Annotated in this window: 14 protein-coding genes; 11 read left to right on the forward strand and 3 right to left on the reverse strand. The window is 76.1% G+C overall.

The features are described from left to right. Positions 1-68: 68 nt before the first annotated feature. Positions 69-1,031 carry an N-acetylmuramic acid 6-phosphate etherase gene (gene murQ, locus K353_RS23420; RefSeq protein WP_111555520.1) on the forward strand — a complete coding sequence of 321 codons (963 nt, stop codon included), beginning with the start codon at positions 69-71 and terminating at the stop codon, positions 1,029-1,031. On the opposite strand, the gene K353_RS23425 is transcribed toward murQ, so the two are convergent. Continuing rightward, positions 1,028-1,960 (reverse strand): MurR/RpiR family transcriptional regulator, encoded by a 933-nt coding sequence (locus K353_RS23425; protein ID WP_111555521.1) that lies wholly within the window; start codon positions 1,958-1,960, stop codon positions 1,028-1,030. The two genes, murQ and K353_RS23425, sit on opposite strands and share 4 nt — an antisense overlap. A 50-nt stretch (positions 1,961-2,010) precedes the next feature. Beyond that, positions 2,011-3,156, reverse strand: a complete 1,146-nt coding sequence (locus K353_RS23430; protein WP_158585472.1) for a serine hydrolase — start codon at positions 3,154-3,156, stop codon at positions 2,011-2,013. A 131-nt stretch (positions 3,157-3,287) separates the two neighbouring features. Between K353_RS23430 and K353_RS23435 the strand changes: the two genes are divergently transcribed. The 7 genes from K353_RS23435 to K353_RS23465 all read left to right on the forward strand — a co-directional run bounded on the left by K353_RS23435 (position 3,288) and on the right by K353_RS23465 (position 12,714). Next, positions 3,288-4,259, forward strand: a complete 972-nt coding sequence (locus K353_RS23435; RefSeq protein WP_111555523.1) for a GNAT family N-acetyltransferase — start codon at positions 3,288-3,290, stop codon at positions 4,257-4,259. After that, positions 4,256-5,617, forward strand: coding sequence for a diaminopimelate decarboxylase (locus K353_RS23440; RefSeq protein ID WP_111555524.1), 1,362 nt, complete (start codon positions 4,256-4,258; stop codon positions 5,615-5,617). The genes K353_RS23435 and K353_RS23440 overlap by 4 nt, the downstream gene beginning before the upstream one ends. Then, entirely contained in the window at positions 5,614-7,158 is a 1,545-nt protein-coding gene (locus tag K353_RS23445; RefSeq protein ID WP_111555525.1) for a glycoside hydrolase family 3 protein, read from the forward strand. Before K353_RS23440 ends, K353_RS23445 begins: the two co-directional genes overlap by 4 nt. Before the next feature lie 322 nt (positions 7,159-7,480). After that, on the forward strand, positions 7,481-8,872 hold the full coding sequence (locus tag K353_RS23450) for a GH25 family lysozyme (protein WP_111555526.1): 1,392 nt from the start codon (positions 7,481-7,483) through the stop codon (positions 8,870-8,872). 56 nt (positions 8,873-8,928) lie between these two features. Further along, positions 8,929-9,906, forward strand: a complete 978-nt coding sequence (locus K353_RS34485; RefSeq protein WP_158585473.1) for a peptidoglycan-binding protein — start codon at positions 8,929-8,931, stop codon at positions 9,904-9,906. A 116-nt stretch (positions 9,907-10,022) separates the two neighbouring features. Then, positions 10,023-11,618 carry a D-alanyl-D-alanine carboxypeptidase/D-alanyl-D-alanine-endopeptidase gene (dacB, locus tag K353_RS23460; RefSeq protein WP_111555527.1) on the forward strand — a complete coding sequence of 532 codons (1,596 nt, stop codon included), beginning with the start codon at positions 10,023-10,025 and terminating at the stop codon, positions 11,616-11,618. A gap of 76 nt (positions 11,619-11,694) precedes the next feature. Then, positions 11,695-12,714 (forward strand): N-acetylglucosamine kinase, encoded by a 1,020-nt coding sequence (locus K353_RS23465; protein WP_111555528.1) that lies wholly within the window; start codon positions 11,695-11,697, stop codon positions 12,712-12,714. Positions 12,715-12,720: 6 nt separating this feature from the next. Here K353_RS23465 and K353_RS23470 read toward each other — a convergent pair whose 3' ends face one another. Beyond that, complete coding sequence (locus tag K353_RS23470) at positions 12,721-14,358, reverse strand: glycoside hydrolase family 10 protein (RefSeq protein ID WP_111555529.1); 1,638 nt, start codon at positions 14,356-14,358, stop codon at positions 12,721-12,723. 550 nt (positions 14,359-14,908) lie between these two features. On the opposite strand from K353_RS23470, the gene K353_RS23475 reads away from it, so the two are divergent. From K353_RS23475 to K353_RS23485, 3 genes are all read left to right on the forward strand, one after another. Then, a complete protein-coding gene (locus K353_RS23475) occupies positions 14,909-16,543 on the forward strand; it encodes an ABC transporter substrate-binding protein (protein WP_111555530.1) in 1,635 nt (544 codons plus the stop codon). 108 nt (positions 16,544-16,651) lie between these two features. Then, a complete protein-coding gene (locus K353_RS23480) occupies positions 16,652-17,578 on the forward strand; it encodes an ABC transporter permease (protein ID WP_111555531.1) in 927 nt (308 codons plus the stop codon). Next, complete coding sequence (locus tag K353_RS23485; RefSeq protein ID WP_111555532.1) at positions 17,571-18,509, forward strand: ABC transporter permease; 939 nt, start codon at positions 17,571-17,573, stop codon at positions 18,507-18,509. Before K353_RS23480 ends, K353_RS23485 begins: the two co-directional genes overlap by 8 nt. The last annotated feature ends 6 nt before the right edge of the window (positions 18,510-18,515 follow it).

Genomic DNA, 18,515 nt, shown 5'->3' on the forward strand with positions numbered 1-18,515 from the left:
GTGGCGAAGGTCGATGTTGCAAAACAACGTACCGGGCAGGACGATGACAGAAACCGAGAGGACACCCGATGACCCCGAGCCGTTCCGTCCGCGTCGTGTCGCCCACCGAGCGGCGCAACCCCCGCACCCTCGGCATCGATCGGGCCGACCCGCTCGAGGTCCTGCGGCTGCTCAACGCCGAGGACGCCCTCGTCCCCGCCGCCGTGGCCGAGGTGCTGCCCCGGCTCGCGGCCGTGGTGGAGGCCGCGGTCGAACGGCTGCGCGCCGGCGGCCGGCTGCACTACTTCGGCGCGGGCACCTCCGGACGCACCGCCGTGGTCGACGCCGCGGAGCTCGGCCCGACCTTCTCGCTGCCGCCCGGCGTCGTCGTCGCCCACCACGCGGGCGGCCCGGCCGCGCTGGTCACCGCCGTCGAGGGCAGCGAGGACAGCGAGGAACTCGGCGCCGCCGACGCCGCCGACGTGGGCCCGGGCGACGTGGCGGTGGGCGTCGCCGCCAGCGGCCGCACCCCCTACGTGGCGGGCGCGCTGGCCGCGGCCCGGGCCGCCGGCGCCTTCACCGCCCTGGTCAGCGCCAATCCCGACGCGCCGCTCGCGCACCTGGCCGACGTGCACGTCGCCGTCGACACCGGCCCCGAGGCCATCGCCGGATCCACCCGGCTCAAGGCCGCCAGCGCCCACAAACTCGTTCTCAACGGCCTCTCCACCGCCGTGATGGTCGCGCTGGGGCGCACCTACTCCAACCTGATGGTGGACGTCTCCGCCAGCAACGCCAAGCTGCGCGGCCGACTGGTGACCATCCTGATGGAGGCCACCGGGCTCGACGAGGAGCGCTGCGCGCACGCCCTCACCGCGACGGACGGCGAACTGAAGACGGCCCTGGTCTGCCTGCTGGCCGACTGCGGGCCCGAAGAGGCCCGCCGCCGCCTGGCCGCCGCCCGCGGGCGGGTGGCCGACGCCCTGGCGGCGCAGCCGATCCGAGCGTGCCGGGGCGCTCGCGGCGGTCCGGCGCCGGGCCCGGCCCGGCCCTAGAGGCGGTGGTTGCGCACCGCCGTGTAGGTGCGCTCCAGGGCCTTCAGCGTGCGGGCCCGGTGGCGCTGGGCCACTCCGACGAACAGGCAGTCCACGACCGTGAGCGCGGCGATCCGACTGGCCATCGCGCCGGAGCGGAAGGTGGTCTCGCGCACCGCCGTGGTCAGCACGTGGTCGGCGTGCTCGGTGATCTCCGAGCGCGGGAAGTTGGTGATCGCCAGGGTGGTGGCCCCGTTGCGACGGGCTTCCGCGAGGACCTCCACGGTGGCCGCGGTGTCGCCGGTGTGCGACACCCCGATCGCCACGTCGCCGCTCCGCAGCAGCGCCGCCGAGGTCAGCGCGATGTGCGGGTCCACCCAGGCGTTGACCCGGCGGCCGATCCGGTGCAGCTTCTGCTGCAGGTCCAGGGCGACCAGGCCGCTCGCCCCCACCCCGTACACGTCGATGCCGTCGGCCGAGGAGACCGCGTCCACCGCCCGCTTCAGGGCGTGCAGGTCGAGCTGGCCGACGGTGTCCTCGACCGCGCGGGCGTCGGCGAAACCGAGCTTGGCGACGATGTCGGCCAGCGAGTCGCGCGGGCCGATGTCCGCGCCGACCGGGCTCCACCCCGCGCTGCTCTCCTCGACGCTGGCGGCCGAGGCCAGGCCGATCCGCAGGTCCGGGTACCCCTTGAGGCCGAGCGTGCGGCAGAACCGCATCACGGTGGTCTCCGAGGTGCGGCACTCGGCGGCCAGCTCGCTGATGGTCTGCGCGGCCACGTTCGCCGGATCGGCGAGCGCGGCCTCGGCGACCCGGCGCTCGGCGGGCGCCAGCGAGGGCAGCAGCGCCCGGATCTGGACGAGCACCGTCTGCGGCGGGCCGCTGGGCGCGGGAGCGGCGGGGCGTGCGGTGGATCTGCGCCTGGGGCGGGTTCCGTCGGCTGCTGTCACGGGGGTTCCTTTGCGTGGACTGGGCGGAGGAGGGCCGGTGGGGCGGGGGTTCAGGCGGGTCGGGCGCCGGGCGGGGTCCGCGGAGCGGCATCCGGATCCGTCAGAGCGTCGCAGACCGCCCGCCGCAGCGCCACGACCACCGAGGCGTCCCGGCCGAGGTGGACGCCGTTGGTCAGCAGCACCGCCCACGGACCGCCGGACGGGGCGAGGGCCACGCTGGTGCCGGTGAAGCCGGTGTGTCCGGCGCCGTCGGACGGCCAGTACCGCGCCATGTGGTCCCAGCGGTCGCCGCGCAGCGTCCAGCCCAGGCCCCGGCGGCCGCCCAGCCCTTCGGTGTGGCAGTGCAGCGCCTCGGCGCGGACCTTCGGGGAGAGGATCGGCGAGTCGGCGGCCAGCCAGCCGCGCTGCAGGTAACGGGCCAGGTCGCCGGCGGTGCCGAACAGGCCGGCGTGGCCGCACACCCCGCCCAGCGACGCCGCGTTCTCGTCGTGCACCGTCCCGACCGGGACGCTGCCGTCGGGCCGGGCCTCGGTGGCGGCGGTGCGCCCGCGCCAGCCGACGGGCGGCCGGTAGCGGGTGTCCGCCAGGCCGAGCGGGTCCAGCACCAGCTCCCGCACGGCCCGGTCCAGCGGAGCCCCGGCCACCGCGCGGACGACCTCGCCCAGCGCGACGAACCCCAGGTCGGAGTAGGCGACCGCGGTGCCGGGCGCGGTGACGAGCGGTTCGGCCAGGGCGGCGGCCAGCCGGCCGGCGGGCCTCCCGGGCCGTTCGTGCAGCGGCCGGTGCGGGGGCAGGCCCGAGGTGTGGGTGAGCAGGTGACGCACCGTCACCGCGTCCTTGCCCGCCCCGGTGAACCCCGGCAGGTGGCGCCGGACCGGGTCGTCCAGGCCCAGTGCTCCGGTGTCGGCCAGCCGCAGCACGGCGGGCAGGGTGGCCGTGACCTTGGTCAGCGAGGCGAGGTCGTAGACCGTGCCGGCGGTGACCGGGACGGACGGGCCGGTCACCGCCGTGCGGCCGAAGGCGTGCACCAGCGGTTCGCCCTCCGCACCCCAGCCGGTGGCGAGCACCGCCCCCGGCAGGCCGCCGGAGTCGACGGCGGCCGCGACGAGCGCGGCCGCCGCGGCGGTGCCGCGGGCCAGGCGCTCGGGGTCGCCGGGGTCGCCGGTGTCGCCGGGGAAAGGGCGGGCGATCGTCATGGGTGTTCTCCACTGGCCGTGCCGCACGCGCGCCGGGCCGGGAGAGGTCTGGTGGCCCCGGGCGATCGTTGGTAGTTTTCCACCGCTCGAAAGCTCAATCATGTTATCAAGCAACAGAGGGGACGGACAGCATGAGGGACGCCGCACCACCCGTGCTGCGCACCGCGCACCACGGCGACCTCCCGGAACTGCACGGGATCGTGACCGCCTCGCTCGTCCACGACCCCGACGCGGCAAGGGTGTTGACGCTGCTGTGGGAGCTCACGGCGGACCGTCCCGACCTGCGGGTCGTCAGCGAGAGCGGTGGCGTCGTCACCGGCCTCGCACTCGGCCGGCTCGCCCCGCCGTCCGACGGCCCGCACCCGCGCACCGGACACACCACCCTGCTCGCGGTCGCCCCCGGGCACCGCGGCCGGGGCCACGGCCGCGCGCTGCTGGCCGGTATCGAGGAACGCCTGCTGGCGGCCGGCGCCACCCGCCTGGTCGTCCGCGGCACCCCGCCGCACTACGCCTGGCCCGGACTCGACATCCGCTACACCCCCGCCGTGTGCCTGGTGGAGTCCGCCGGGTACGAGCACACCGCCGACGCGTTCAACATGCTCACCGACCTGGCCGATGCCGACCTGGCCACCGCCGGGGACGAACGGCGGCTGGCCGCCCTCGGCGTGCGGGTGCGCCGGGCCCGACCCGAGGACGCCCCCCGCTTCCTCGCCTGGATGCGCGGCTGGGGCGGCAGCTGGGCCGAGGAGGCCGCCACCGCGCTCGCCCACGAGCCGCCGCGCTGCCACGTCGCGGTGCGGGGCGAGGACGGCGCCGAGGAGTTCGTCGGCTTCGCCTGCCACGGCGTCAACCGCGACACCTGGTTCGGGCCGATGGGCACCGCCGAGTCCCAGCGCGGCCGCGGCGTCGGGGCCGTCCTGCTGCGCCGCTGCCTGCGCGACCAGCGGGAGGCGGGCCTCGCCGAGTCCGAGATCGCCTGGATCGCCCCGTACCGCTTCTACGCCCGCGCGGTCGACGCCCGGCTGCACCGGGTGTTCCGCCTCTACCGGAAGGACCCGCACGTGCCCGACCACCCCCTCTCCGCCCCGGAGCAGCGCTCATGACCCTCCCCGGTGCCGCCCCCCGGGCCGCCGACCGGGCCCGGCGGCGCGACCTCGCGGTGCGCGCCGCCGTCCGCGCCGGACTGCTCGACCCGGACGACACGCCCCTGGCGGCCTTCCTCGACCTGCGGGGCGTCGCGGAGAGCGCCGCCGCCCTGCACGCCGCCTGGCCCGCCGGGGAGAGCGTCGAACACACCTTCGCGGCGAAGGCCAACAGCCTGGTACCGGTGCTGCGGCTGCTGCGCGGGCACGGGCTGGGCTGCGAGGTGGCCAGCCCCGGCGAACTGGCCCAGGCCCTGGCCGCCGGGTTCGAGCCCCGGCAGCTGGTGCTCGACTCGCCCGCCAAGACCCGCCCCGAACTGCGCGCGGCCCTGGCCGCCGGAGTCACCGTCAACATCGACAACTTCCAGGAGCTGGAGCGCGTCGACGCCCTGGTCGCCGCGGGCGGCACCGCGTCCCGGATCGGGCTGCGGATCAACCCGCAGGTGGGGCTGGGCGCCATCGCCGCGATGTCCACGGCCGGGAACGAGTCCAAGTTCGGCTTCGCGCTGGGGGACCCCGGCAACCGGGAGCGCATCGTCGGAGCCTTCCTGGCCCGGCCCTGGCTCCGCTGGCTGCACGTACACGTCGGCTCCCAGGGCTGCCCGCTGGAACTGTCCGCCGCCGGGGTCGCGGCCGTCGTCGCGCTGGCCGAGGAGATCGACCGCCGGGCCGGTGCCGCCCGGGTCGAGGGCATCGACGTCGGCGGCGGACTGCCGGTCAACTTCGCCGACGACCGCGACGACCCGACCTTCGCCGACCAGGTCGCCGCGCTCCGGGCCGGCGCCCCCGGCCTGTTCGGCGGCCGCTACCGGCTGGTCACCGAACTCGGCCGCTCCCTGCTGGCCAAGAACGGCTTCCTGGCCTCGCGGGTGGAGTACACCAAGCGCTCCGGCGGCCGGGCGATCGCGCTCACCCACGCGGGCGTGCAGGTCGCCGCCCGCACCGTCTTCCTCCCCGACGCCTGGCCGCTGCGGGTGCTGCCCTACGACGCCGACGGCCGGCCGCGGCCCGCCGACGGCGGACCGGACGGCACGGTGCCGCAGGACGTCGCCGGGCCGTGCTGCTTCGCCGGCGACCTGGTGGCCCGGGCCCGCGAACTGCCGCTGCTGGCACCCGGCGACCTGGTGGTGCTGCCCGACACCGGCGCGTACTACTTCTCCACCCCGTTCCACTACAACAGCCTGCCGCAACCCGCCGTGCACGCCTACCAGGTGGACGCCGACGGCGGGGTCCGCTTCACCCTGCTGCACCGCCAGGAGACCGTCGAGGACGTGGTCGCCCGCACCCTCGGCGAAGCCGCGGACGGGGCGGCGCGGTGAGCGCGCCGGAGGACCCGGCGCTGCTGCGGCTCGCCGACGGCGTGCTCCAACCCGGCTTCGACGGTCTGACCGCCCCCGACTGGATCCGCCGCCGCCTGGCCGACGGGCTCGGCTCCGTCCTGCTGTTCGGCCGCAACTTCGGGCCCCCGCCCGGCGGTCGCGGGCAGGCCGCCGCCCTGGTCGGGCAACTGCGCGCCGAGCACCCGGACGTGCTGGTCGCCGTCGACGAGGAGGGCGGCGACGTCACCCGGCTGGAGTGGGCGTCCGGCTCCTCCTCGCCCGGCAACCTGGCGCTGGGCACCGTCGACGACGAGCAGCTGACCCGGGCGGTCGCCCGCTCGATCGGCCGCGACCTGGCCGCGCTCGGCATCGACCTGGACTACGCGCCGGACGCCGACGTCAACTCCGACCCGCGCAACCCGGTGATCGGCGTGCGCTCCTTCGGCGCCGACCCGGCGCTGGTGGCCCGGCACACCGCCGCCTGGGTGCGCGGCCTCCAGGAGGGCGGCACCGCCGCCTGCGCCAAGCACTTCCCCGGGCACGGCGACACGGTCGTCGACTCCCACCTCGGCCTGCCCACCGTCACCGCGGACCTCGCCGAGCTGGAACGCGTCGCCCTGCCGCCGTTCCGGGCCGCGACGGCGGCCGGGGCGCGGGCCGTGATGACCGCCCACCTCCTGCTGCCCGCCCTCGACCCGGAGCACCCGGCGACGGTCAGCCCGCGCATCCTCACCGGCCTGCTCCGCCACCGGCTCGGCTTCGACGGGCTGGTGGTGACCGACGCCGTCGAGATGCGGGCGGTCGCCGACCGCTACGGCCACGCCGGGGCGGCGGTGCGGGCGCTGACGGCCGGCGCCGACCTGGTCTGCCTGGGCGACCGCGGCTCGGCCGACGCCTACGACGCGCTGCGCACCGCCGTCGCGCGGGCGGTCCGCACCGGGGACCTGCCCGAGGAGCGCCTGGCCGAGGCCGCCGCCCGGGTCGCGGGCTTCGCCCGCTGGACCCGCGACCTGCGGGCCGCCGCCCGAGGGGGGACGGCGGGCGGCCCCGAGCGGGAAGGACGCCCGGAACCGGGCCTGCTCGCGGCCCGCCGCGCCCTGGCGGTGGCCCGGCCCACCGGCGTCCCGCCGCAGGGCGGGGGCGGGCCCTGTGTCGCCGAGTTCCGGCCGACGCCGACCATCGCGGTGGGCACGGTCACCGCCTGGGGCCTGGCGGAGCCGCTGGCCGCGCTCCTGCCGGGCACCGAGGTGCGGCAGGTGGGCCAGGAGGAGGCGGAGGACGACCCGGCCGGGACGGTGGCCCGGCTCTGCGCCGCGGCCGAAGGCCGTCCGCTGGTGCTGGTGGTGCGGAACGCGCACCGGCACGCCTGGGCGGACGCGGCGGTCACCGCCCTGCTGGTCCGGCGGCCGGACGCCGTGGTGGTCGAGTTCGGCCTGCCGCAGTCGCCGCCCCGGGGCGGACTCCACCTGGCGCCGCACGGCGCGGCACGGGTGTGCGCCGAGGCCGCGGCGGAGGCGGTGGCCGCGCACCTGGGCCGCTGACGGAGGTCGGAAAACGACGGCTGTGCCGGGCCGGGGGTGAATCGGCACAGCCGTCGCGCGGCACCGGACCAGTGCGCCCCGCCGTGGTGCTTCCACCGTCGGGCGTGCCGCCGAACCTGCCGGTTCACCAGCGGATAAGAGAACTGACGGATCGTCAGAAGTGGTATTTTCCGGCGCCCTTGACCGCTGACGGGCGTGTTTCGCCGAGGGAAATTTTTTGCCGTGAGGCTTGCTCCGGAGGTCAATTTCCGCACTACTGTTCCCCGGGCCGGTGCACACCCCTCCCCGGCCCGGCCCCCCCGCATCCTCCGCAGGAGCAGCCATGCCGCGCAGCGCGCCGTCGTTCCTGAACCACCGACCGGCCGTCCTGGCCGCCGCCCTCCTCCTCCCGCCGGCCGCCGCCGCCCTGGGTGCCCCCACCGCCGCGACGGCCGCACCCCCGGCCGCACCCCCGGCCGCCGCGGCGGGCGCACCCGCACCGATCACCCACCCCGACGCCGACCACCTGGGCTCCACCCTCCCCGGCCGCCCCGCCGCCGGCACGACCGCCCGCCCGTCCGGCACCGACTCCCTCCGGGCCCTCACCGTCCAGCCGTCCGGGGGGCCCGCCGCCGCGCTGCCCGCCGCCGCGCTGCCCGCCGCCGCGCTGCCCGCCGGCGCCGAACCGCTCGGCATCGACGTGGCCGCGTACGAGCCGAACGTCGACTGGGCCGCCACCGCGGCCGCCGGGGCCTCCTTCGCCTACGTCAAGGCCACCGAGGGCACCGGCTACACCAGCCCCACCTTCTCCTCCCAGTACAACGGCTCGGCGGCGGCCGGACTCCTGCGCGGCGCCTACCACTTCGCCCTGCCGGACCGCTCCGGCGGCAAGGCGCAGGCCGACTTCCTCGTCGACCACGGCGGCACCTGGAGCGCCGACGGCACGACCCTGCCGCCCCTGCTGGACATCGAGTACAACCCGTACGGCGCCACCTGCTTCGGGCTGAGCACCTCGGCGATGACCGCCTGGATCCTGGACTTCGGCACCGAGGTCAAGGCCCGCACCGGCCGCTACCCGAGCCTGTACACCACCACCGACTGGTGGCGCACCTGCACCGGCGACTCCGCCGCCGCGGCCGCCTACCCGCTGTTCGTCGCCAACTACACCGGCAGCGCCGCCCCCGCCCCCCACGGCTGGACCGGGCAGCAGATCTGGCAGTACGCCGACGCCGGCGTCCTCCCGGGCGACCAGGACGTCTTCAACGGCACCGCGGCCGAACTCCGGGCCTTCGCCCTCGGCACCGGCACCGCCACCCCGCCCGCGCCCGCCGCCACCGCCTGGCCGCTCACCCAGCAGGGCGACAGCGGCACCCGGGTCGGCATCCTCCAGCACCTGCTGAACGCGCACGGCGCCGCCCTCACGGTGGACGGCCGGTTCGGCCCCGGCACCCGCAGCGCGGTCCTCTCGTACCAGAACGCCGCCGGGCTCGGGGCGGACGGCGCCGTCGGGTCCGCCACCTGGCAGTCCCTCACCGGCACGCTCCTCCAGGGCGCCTCCGGCAGCGCCGTCAAGGCCGCCCAGGTCGGACTGAACGCGCACGGCGCCGCGCTCACCGTGGACGGCCAGTTCGGCCCCGGCACCCGCAGCGCCGCACAGACCTACCAGACCGCCCAGGGCCTGCCCGCCGACGGCGGCGTGCTCAAGCCCACCTGGCTGGCACTGGTCGCCTCCTGACAGCACCCCGCCCCGGCCCCCCACCTCCGCCCCCCACCGAGAGGCAGGAACCCACGTTGCGCACCACCCGCCCCCCGCTGCGCCCCACCCCGGCGCGCCTCGCCGCCGCCCTGCTGGCCGCTCTACTGACCCTCCTGGGGACCGCGCTGCCCGCCCACGCGGCCGCCCCCGCCTGGCCGGTGCTCGCCCAGGGCGCCGGCGGCAACGACGTCGCCAGCCTGCAGTTCCTGCTGCGCCAGCGCGGCCAGACCCTGGTCGCCGGCGGCTACTTCGACGCGCAGACCAAGAGCGCCGTCGTCGCCTTCCAGAGCGCCAACGGCCTGACCGCCGACGGCGTCGTGGGCGCCAACACCTGGGCCAAGCTGGTCGTCACCGTCTCGCCCGGCGACACCCAGGACAACGCCGTCCGGGCCGTGCAGTTCCAGCTCCAGGAGATCGGCTACGACGTGCCCACCGACGGCGTGTTCGCCGGAGCCACCACCACCGCCGTCAACGACTTCAAGGCCGGTCGGCAGCTCACCGGCGGCAGCACCGTCGGCCTCACCACCTGGCAGTACCTGCTCGGCGCGCCCGCCGGCAGCGGTGGCGTCCACGGCGGCTACGCCTTCGTGGTGCCCAAGGGCGCCGTCTCCGGCGGCCGCGACGGCATCCTCCAGCCGCACCACGACTACCCGGCCGACGACATCCCGGTCGTCGAGTGGACCGACGCCTTCGCCGTCACCTCCGGCACCGCCCGCCAGAACGGCGGGGTGGACGACGCCTGCGGCTACGGCCTGGCCATCGACGGCGACGACGGCGTCACCTACCAGTACTGCCACCTCAACAGCCGCCTGATCGCCACCGGCACCCGCGTGACGCCCGGCCAACTCGTCGCCTACACGGGCAACACCGGCAACACCACCGGCCCGCACCTGCACTTCGGCATCTTCCGCGGCGGCGTCTCGGTCTGCCCGCAGCAGCTGCTCGCCGCCCTCTGGGACGGCACCGCCCCGCCGTCCCCGCAGTCGCTGCCGACCACCGGCTGCTCCTACTGACCCGACGCCCCGCCCGCCCCGCTCCCCGGGGCGGGCGGGGCCCGGTCCCGCGGCCATCTCCGCCGCCCCGCCGCCCCTGCCCCGCCCGGCTCCGCCCCGACGAACAGGAAACCCGCATGCGCCTCCTCCCGCGCCGCCTCGCCCGGCCGGTGGCCGCCGCCCTGGCCGCCGCGCTGCTGGCCGTGGCCGCCCCCGGCGGCAGCGCGCCGCCCGCGTCCGCCGCCGCTTCCTCCGCGCTCACCGCCGACCTCGACCGGCTGCTGGCCGACCCGCGCCTGGCCGGCGCGACGGCCGCCGTGAAGGTGGTGGACACCGAGAGCGGCGAAGTCCTGTACGCGCACGACTCGCAGCACCTGGTGCTGCCCGCCTCCACCATGAAGCTGGTCACCTCCGCCGCCGCCCTGGACGCCCTCGGCACCGGCTACCGCTTCGGCACGGACGTCCTGGCCACCGGCCGCAGCGACGCGGGCGTCCTGCGCGGCGACCTCGTCCTGCGCGGCGGCGGCGACCCCAGCCTGCTGCCCCAGGACCTCGACGCGCTGGCCCGGCAGGTCGCCGACAGCGGCGTGCGCCTGGTGACCGGCTCGCTCGGCTACGACGCCTCCCGCTACGACGACGTGCCGCTGGGCAGCGGCTGGGCCTGGGACGACGAGCCGTACTACTACAGCCCGCAGATCTCCGCGCTGACCCTCGCCGGCGACACCGACTACGACATGGGCACCCTCCAGGTGACCCTCACCCCGGGCGAACCCGGCAGGCCCGCCGCCGTACGGGTCGTCCCCGCCGACACCGGCGTGAGGATCACCGGCAGCGTCACCACCGGCCCGGCCGGAAGCGGCTACAGCGCCGACGTCACCCGCCGCCACGGCACCGGCGAGATCGTGCTCTCCGGCAGCCTGCCCGCCGACAACGGCCCCGACGACGAATGGGTCACCGTCGACGACCCGGCCGGGGCCACCGCCCACGCCTTCGCCGCCGCGCTGGCCCGGCACGGCGTGCGCGTCCTGGGCCTGCCGGGCCGCGACCCGGTCGCCACCACCACCCCCGCGGGCGCCCGGCAGGTCGCCCACCACGACTCGGCGCCGCTCGGCGACCTGCTGGTGCCGTTCCTCAAGCTCAGCAACAACGGCATCGCCGAACACCTGGTCAAGGAGCTGGGCCGGACCGGCTCCGGGCAGGGCAGCTGGTCCGCCGGCCTCGCCCGGATCACCGACTTCCTGCACCGCAACGGCCTCGACACCACCCCGACCCGCCAGGCGGACGGCTCCGGCCTCTCCCGCTACGACCTGGTCACCGCCGACCGCTACACCGCGCTGCTCACCTACGCGCGCACGCAGCCCTGGTTCGCCACCTGGTACGAGGCGCTGCCGATCGCGGGCAACCCCGACCGGATGGTCGGCGGCAGCCTGGCCACCCGCATGCAGGGCACCGCGGCGGCCGGGAACGTCCACGCCAAGACCGGCTCGATGAGCGGCGTCAACACCCTCGCCGGGTACGTCACTTCGCCCGAGGGCCGCAAGCTCGCCTTCGCCGTCCTGGTCAACGACTTCGTCGCGCCCAGCCCCCGCCCGGTCATCGACCAGATCGCGGTCCGGCTCGCGACGGGCCCCGCCCCGGCCGCACAGCTACGCGCCCAGGTCGAACGCGGCAGCACCGGGCAGCCGGACGAACCCGCCCCGCCGCAGCGCGTGCACGGCCGCACCTGGGACTGACCGGCCGCGGGGGCTGGCCGCACCGGCCCCCGCTCCACCCGGACCACCCCCCCCACGGAAGACAGGGAACGCGCCGATGCCCACCACCCCGACCACGTCCGTCCCGCTGGTGATCGGGGTGGACTCCGGAGGCACCGGCACCCGCTGCGCGGTCGTCGGCCTGGACGGGCGGGTACGGGCCCGCGGCCAGGGACCCGGCGGCAACCTGCGGTCCAGCCCGGACCCGGCGGGAGCGCTGCGCCAGGCGCTGGAGGACGCGCTGGGCGGCATCGACCGCCGCCGGATCGCCGCCGGTCACCTGGCGTTCGCCGGAGCCGCCGGGGAGGACGGCGGCACCTACCGCGACATGGCCACCCGGGTCTGGCGGCAGGCCCGCCTGCCCGGTGCGCCCGCCGTCGGCGACGACCTCGCCGCAGCCGTCGCCGGGGCCACCGACCGCCCGGACGCGCTGCTCCTGCTGTCCGGAACGGGGGCGGTGGCCGCCCTGTACCGCGGCGGGGCCCGGACCGCCCGGCGCGACGGCTACGGCTGGCTGCTGGGCGACGAGGGCTCCGGCGTCTGGCTCGGCCGGCAGGCCGTCGTCCTCGCGCTCGCCGCCCTGGACGGCCGCGGACCGGCGACGGCCCTGCTGGACGTCCTGCCCCGGGCGCTCGGCGTCGACACCGGCGGAGCCGACGGCACCGGCACCGCCCTGGCGCGGCGGATGGTCACCGCCGTGCACGCCGCCCCGCCCGCCGAACTCGCCCGCCTCGCCCCGCTGGTGGACGCCGTGGCCAGGAACGGGGACCGGATCGCCGACCGCGTCGTCACCGAGGGCGCCCGGCTGCTGCTGCGCACCCTCGACTCGCTCGCCGACACGGCCGGACCCGACTTCGCCGCCCTGCCCGTCGTCCTGGCCGGCGGCCTGCTCACCGGCACCACCCTGCTCGCCGACCGGGTCACGGCCGTCCTGCGGGACCGGGGCACCGCCACCGTCCCGGCCCGGGACGGCGCGACCGGAGCGGCCGCCCTCGCCGCCCTCGCGCTGCGGTCCGGCGCGACGCCCGCCGAGGCCCGGCGGCTGCACCGGACCGTGGCGGGACTGGAACCCGCCTGACCGCGGCTACCCGGCGGCGTGCGGGGCCCGGGTGCGGACGGCGGCGCTCGGCAGGCCCTCCCGGCCGACCCGGTCGACGGCGGTCACCACGTACCAGGCGTCGCGCGCGCCCTCCGGCTCCTCGAACCGGCCGACGGCCGCCGGGACGACGGCCACCAGGTGGGCGGCGTCCAGGACCGGGTCGCGCCCCGGAGCCGCGTCGTAGCGGTAGACCGCGTACCGGAACGGCGCGGGCCGACCGCCCTCCCGGCCCCGGCCGGCCGGGCCGCCGCCGTCCCGGACGCCGATGTCCAGCCCGTCCGCGCCGCCGCGCCGGACCCGCACCCCGGGCCGTCCCGGGGCGGCGCCGCCGGCCAGCCGGGGCAGCAGCGGGACGAGCGCGGGCCGCTGCCAGTGGTCGTCCCGCAGGCGGCTGACCGCGCCGATCCGGTCGGCCCAGGTGTCCTTCGCGCTGAACAGGATGTCACCGCTGACCTGCGGCAGCGTGGCGTTCAGGTCGAGGTGCCGGGAGAGCTCGGCCGGGTCCTGCCAGGGGGCGGGCTGGGCCGGGTCGGCGACCTTGTACACGGCCTGGCCGATCCACAGCAGGGTGTCGGTGCCGGCGGTCTGGGCGGCCCACCACGGCGCCAGCGCGCCGTAGTCGGCGACGGCCAGCCCGATGTGCCAGTACAGCTGCGGGGCGATGTAGTCCAGCCACCCCCTGGCGATCCAGCCGCGGGTGTCGGCGTGCAGGCCGTCGTAGGACTGGAACGCCCGGGTCGGGGAGCCCGCCGGGTCGCTGGTGTCGTTGCGCCAGACCCCGAACGGGCTGATGCCGAAGTGCGCCTCCGGCCGGGCCGCGCGCACCAGGTCCCGCATCTCGCGGACCATCAGGTCCACGTTGTGGCGGCGCCAGGCGTCCCGGTCCTCCCAGCCCGCGCCGTACGCGGCGAACGCGTCGTCGTCGGGGAAGTCCTGTCCGCTGACCGGATAGGGGTAGAAGTAGTCGTCGAAGTGCACCCCGTCGACGTCGTAGCGGCGCACCGCGTCCAGCATCGCCCGCTGGGCGAACCGCCGGGCCGCCGGCACCCCCGGGTTGTAGTAGAGCTTGCCGCCGTAGGAGACGGTCCACTCCGGGTGGGTGCGGGCCGGGTGGTCGGGCACCAGCGCGGTGACGTCCGGCTGCATGGAGACCCGGTACGGGTTGAACCAGGCGTGGAAGGCCAGGCCGCGCTCGTGCGCCGCCCCGACCATGAACGCCAGCGGGTCCCAGCCCGGGTCCCGGCCCTGCACCCCGGTGATCCACTGCGACCACGGCTCGTACGGGGAGGGCCAGAACGCGTCCGCCGTCGGCCGGACCTGCACGAAGACGGCGTTCAGCCCGCGGGCGACGGCCCGGTCCAACTGTCCGAGGAAGTCGGTGCGCAGGCGCTCCGCCGGGAGGCCCGGCTCGGACGGCCAGTCGATGTTCACGACCGAGGCGATCCACACCCCGCGCAGCTGCGCCTTGGGGCCGGCCGCCACCGGGCCGGTGCCCGCGGCGTGCCCGGTGCCCGCGGCGGCCAGCAGCCCGCCGCAGGTACCGGAGGCGACGACGGCCAGCGCGGAGAGGACCGACCGCCGCGACGGGGCGGGGGAGCGGCGGGGGGAATCGGACGGCGACATGGCGACTCCGGGGGGAGGGGCGGAGGGAACGGGAGCGCTCGGCGGCGCGGACGGCGCACTTCCGGCGGGGAGCGCCCACTGTGCCGGGTGCGCCACGAGACCCGTCAAGGGATGCACCACTCCGCGCGCCGGATTCCACTGCCAGACAACTTTCCGGCCCGCGGCCGCCACCCCCGCCACGACACGCCCGCCACGACACGCCCACCACGACACGCCCACTACGACCCCGGAGCGAACACGGTGAAAGCACTCGGCCTGGTGTCCGGCACCTCCACGACGCGATCGACACCGCCGCGGCCGAAGGCACCTGACGGTTCGACAGAGTGTCGGCCCCGCGCCGACCGGCATCGACGTCCCGTCCATCGCCGCGCACGCGGGCCCGCCCCTACGGTGGGGGCCCGCGGAGGACAGCGGCCCGTACCGGCCCACCGGTACGCCCCGCCCCGGACGGCAGCGCGGCCGACCGCCCCCGCGCACCCGCACCGCAACCCCCCGTCTCCGGTACCCCCTTCCCGCCCCGCCGGCGGGAACCGAGAGGAACACAGCGGCCATGCACAGACCCTCGCGCCCCGCGCGCTCGCTCCCGGCCCTCGCGGCCGCCACCGCCCTCGTCCTGGCGCTCACCGCCTGCGGCGGCACCGCGAGCGGCGGCAAGGAGTCCGCCGACGAGGGCCCCGGCACGCCCGGCGGCACCTACACCGTCGCCCTGACCGAGCCCAACCACCTGACGCCGGGACAGACCACCGACAGCTACGCGATCCAGGTCATCCAGGGCCTGTTCGACACCCCGGTCACCCTCGACCCGAAGGACGGCCACGTGCTGCCGCTGGCGGCCGCGTCGGTCGAGTCGACGGACCAGAAGGTCTGGACGGTCAAGCTCCGCCCGGACGGCGTGTTCCACAACGGCGAGAAGGTCACCGCGCAGAGCTTCGCGGACGCCTGGAACGCCGCCGCGTACGGCCCCAACGGCTGGGAGTCCAACTACTACTTCGCCCAGATCGAGGGCTACGCCGACCTCAACCCCGGCAAGGACCAGCAGCCCGGGTCCGACAAGCTGTCCGGCCTGAAGGTCGTCGACGACACCACCCTCCAGGTCACGCTGTCCGCGCCGTTCAGCCAGTTCCCGATGATGCTGGCGTTCACCGCCTTCGCCCCGCTGCCCAAGGCCGCGTTCACCGACCCGAAGGCGTTCGACGCCCACCCGATCGGCAACGGCCCGTTCCAGATGGACGGCGACTGGGCGCACGACCAGCGGATCGCGCTGAAGAAGTCCCCCTCCTACGCGGGCAGCCGCACGCCGATGGCGGACGGCGTCACCTTCAAGATCTTCACCAGCAAGGACACCGCCTTCACCGAACTCCAGGCCGGCAACGTCGACATCATGACGACCGTGCCCGCCGCCCGCGCCCCCGAGGCCAAGCGGACCTTCGGCGACCGCTACTCGGTCCGGCCCAGCGGCACCATGGACTACCTCGGCCTGCCGCTGTGGGACCCGCGCTTCAAGGACCCCGACCTGCGCCGCGCCCTCTCGATGGCCATCGACCGCCCCGGCGTCACCCAGGCCATCTACAACGGCGTCTTCAAGCCGGCCGACTCGATCGTCGCCCCGATGATCCCCGGCCACCGCGACGGCGCCTGCGGCGAGGCGTGCGCCTACGACCCGGCGAAGGCCAAGGCGCTGTTCGACGGGGCCGGCGGTTTCAGCGGCCCGCTGGAGCTGTACTTCTCCAACTCCGACCCCACGTACGAGCAGTGGATGACCGCCGTAGCCAACCAGCTCAAGCAGAACCTCGGCATCCAGGACATCACCTTCAAGAAGATGGCCTCCGCCGACCTCGGCCCGATCCTCAACAAGCGCCAGGGCACCGGCCCCTACCGCCAGAACTGGGTGATCGACTACCCGAGCATGCAGAACTACCTCGACGGCCTCTACAACCCGGACAACCGGATGGGCTGGAGCAACCCGCGGTTCGACGCGCTCCTCGCCCAGGGCAACGCCGCCCGGGACGGCAAGGACGGCCTGGCCGCCTACCAGCAGGCCGAGGACCTGGCCCTCCAGGAGATGCCGCTGATCCCGCTGTGGAACTGGCAGGACCAGTCGGCCTGGAGCGACAAGGTCGGCCACGTGCTGATCGACCCGTACGTCACCGGACTCCACCTCGACCAGGTCACCGTCCGGCACTGACCGCCCGCGGCGGCCGGCGGGCCGCCGCGGGCACCCCGTACGCCCGTCCGCCCGGCCCCGGCACCCGCCCGGGCCCGGCGGGCCCCGACCCCCCGGGGGCAGCCTCCCATGGGCAGATTCGTCGCCCGGCGCCTGCTGCACGCGATACCCGTGCTGCTGGCGACCACCTTCCTCATCTACGCCCTGGTGTTCGTCCTGCCGGGCGACCCGATCCAGGGCCTGGCCGGCGACCGGCCCGTCCCCCCGTCCGTGCTCGCCGAACTGCACCGGCGCTACCACCTGGACGACCCGCTGGTGGTGCAGTACGCCAAGTACCTGGGCGGCCTGCTCACCGGCGACTTCGGCACCACCCTCCGCGGCCAGCCGGTCGGCGAGGTGATCGCGCAGCGGTGGCAGGTGACCGTCCGGCTCGGACTGACCGCCTGGTTCTTCGAGGTCGTCCTCGGCATCGCCCTGGGCGTCTGGGCCGGCCTCAACAAGGGCCGCTGGGCCGACAACCTGGTGCTCGGCGCGACCACCGTGGTCATCGCGGTGCCCGTCTACATCGTCGGCTACCTGGCCCAACTCGTCCTGGGCGTCCGGCTCGGCTGGTTCCCGGTCTCCGGCGGCGACGCCGGCTGGCCCACCGCCTACCTGCTGCCCGGCCTGGTGCTGGCCTCCTTCGGCCTGGCCTACGTCGCCCGGCTCACCCGCGCCTCCCTGGTGGAGAACCTGCGCGCCGACTACGTGCGCACCGCCGACGCCAAGGGGCTCAGCCGCCGCCGGGTGGTGGTCGGGCACACGCTGCGCAACTCGCTGATCCCGGTCGTCACCTTCCTCGGCGTGGAACTCGGCTCGCTGATGGCCGGGGCGATCGTCACCGAGTACATCTTCAACCTCCCCGGCATCGGCCAGCAGGTCTTCCAGTCGATCCAACTGCGCGAGGGCCCCACCGTGGTGGGCATCACCACCGCCCTGGTGCTGGTGTTCGTCCTGGCCAACCTGGTCGTCGACGTCCTCTACGGCCTGCTCGACCCGAGGATCCGCCATGTCTAGCCCCCACCCGCCGAGCCCGACCGGGGACCTGCTGCTGCCCGCCGCCGACCCCGACGCCGACGCGCCGCCGCAGGGCCCGCCCGCCTCGCTGAGCCGCGACGCCTGGCGGCAGCTGCGCTCCCGCCCGCTGGTGTGGGCCTGCCTGGCGGTGATCGCGCTGATCGGCCTGATGGCCACCGCCCCGGGCCTGTTCACCGCGCTGCTCACCGACGACGACGGCCGCTGCGAACTCGCCCGCTCCAAACTCGGCCCGACCGGCGGCCACCCCTTCGGCTACGACCTCCAGGGCTGCGACTACCTGGCGCAGGTCGTCCGGGGCAGCCGCCCCTCGCTGCTCGCCGGGATCGCGGTCACCGCCGGTGCGCTGCTGGTGTCGGTGGTGCTCGGCCTGGCGGCCGGCTTCTACGGCGGCTGGGTGGACAGCCTGCTCTCGCGCGCCACCGAGGTGGCCTTCGGCCTGCCGTTCGTCCTGGGCGCCACCGTCATCCTGGTCGCCTTCCCCCGGCACGGCCTGGGCGCGATGACGCTCGTCCTGGTCGCGCTCGGCTGGAGCACCATGACCCGGGTGATGCGCTCCCAGGCCATCGCGGTCAGGGACGCCGACTACGTCCGGGCCGCCCGGATGGCCGGGGCCCGACCGGCCCGGCTGATGCTCCGGCACGTCCTGCCGAACGCGATCACACCGGTCGTCGTCGTGGCGATGCTCAACGTCGGCAACGTCATCTCCGGCGAGGCCACCCTCGACTTCCTCGGGGTCGGCCTCCAGTACCCGCAGGTCAGCTGGGGCCTGCAACTCAACACCGCGCAGAGCTACTTCCTCGACCACCCGCACCTGCTGGCCTTCCCCGCCCTGTTCCTGTCGGCCACCGTCCTGAGCTTCATCCTGCTCGGCGACGCGGTCCGCGACGCCTACGACCCGAAGCTGAGGTGAGCGCCC

The sequence above is a fragment of the Kitasatospora sp. SolWspMP-SS2h genome, assembly GCF_003259315.1.
GTDB lineage: Bacteria > Actinomycetota > Actinomycetes > Streptomycetales > Streptomycetaceae > Kitasatospora > Kitasatospora fiedleri.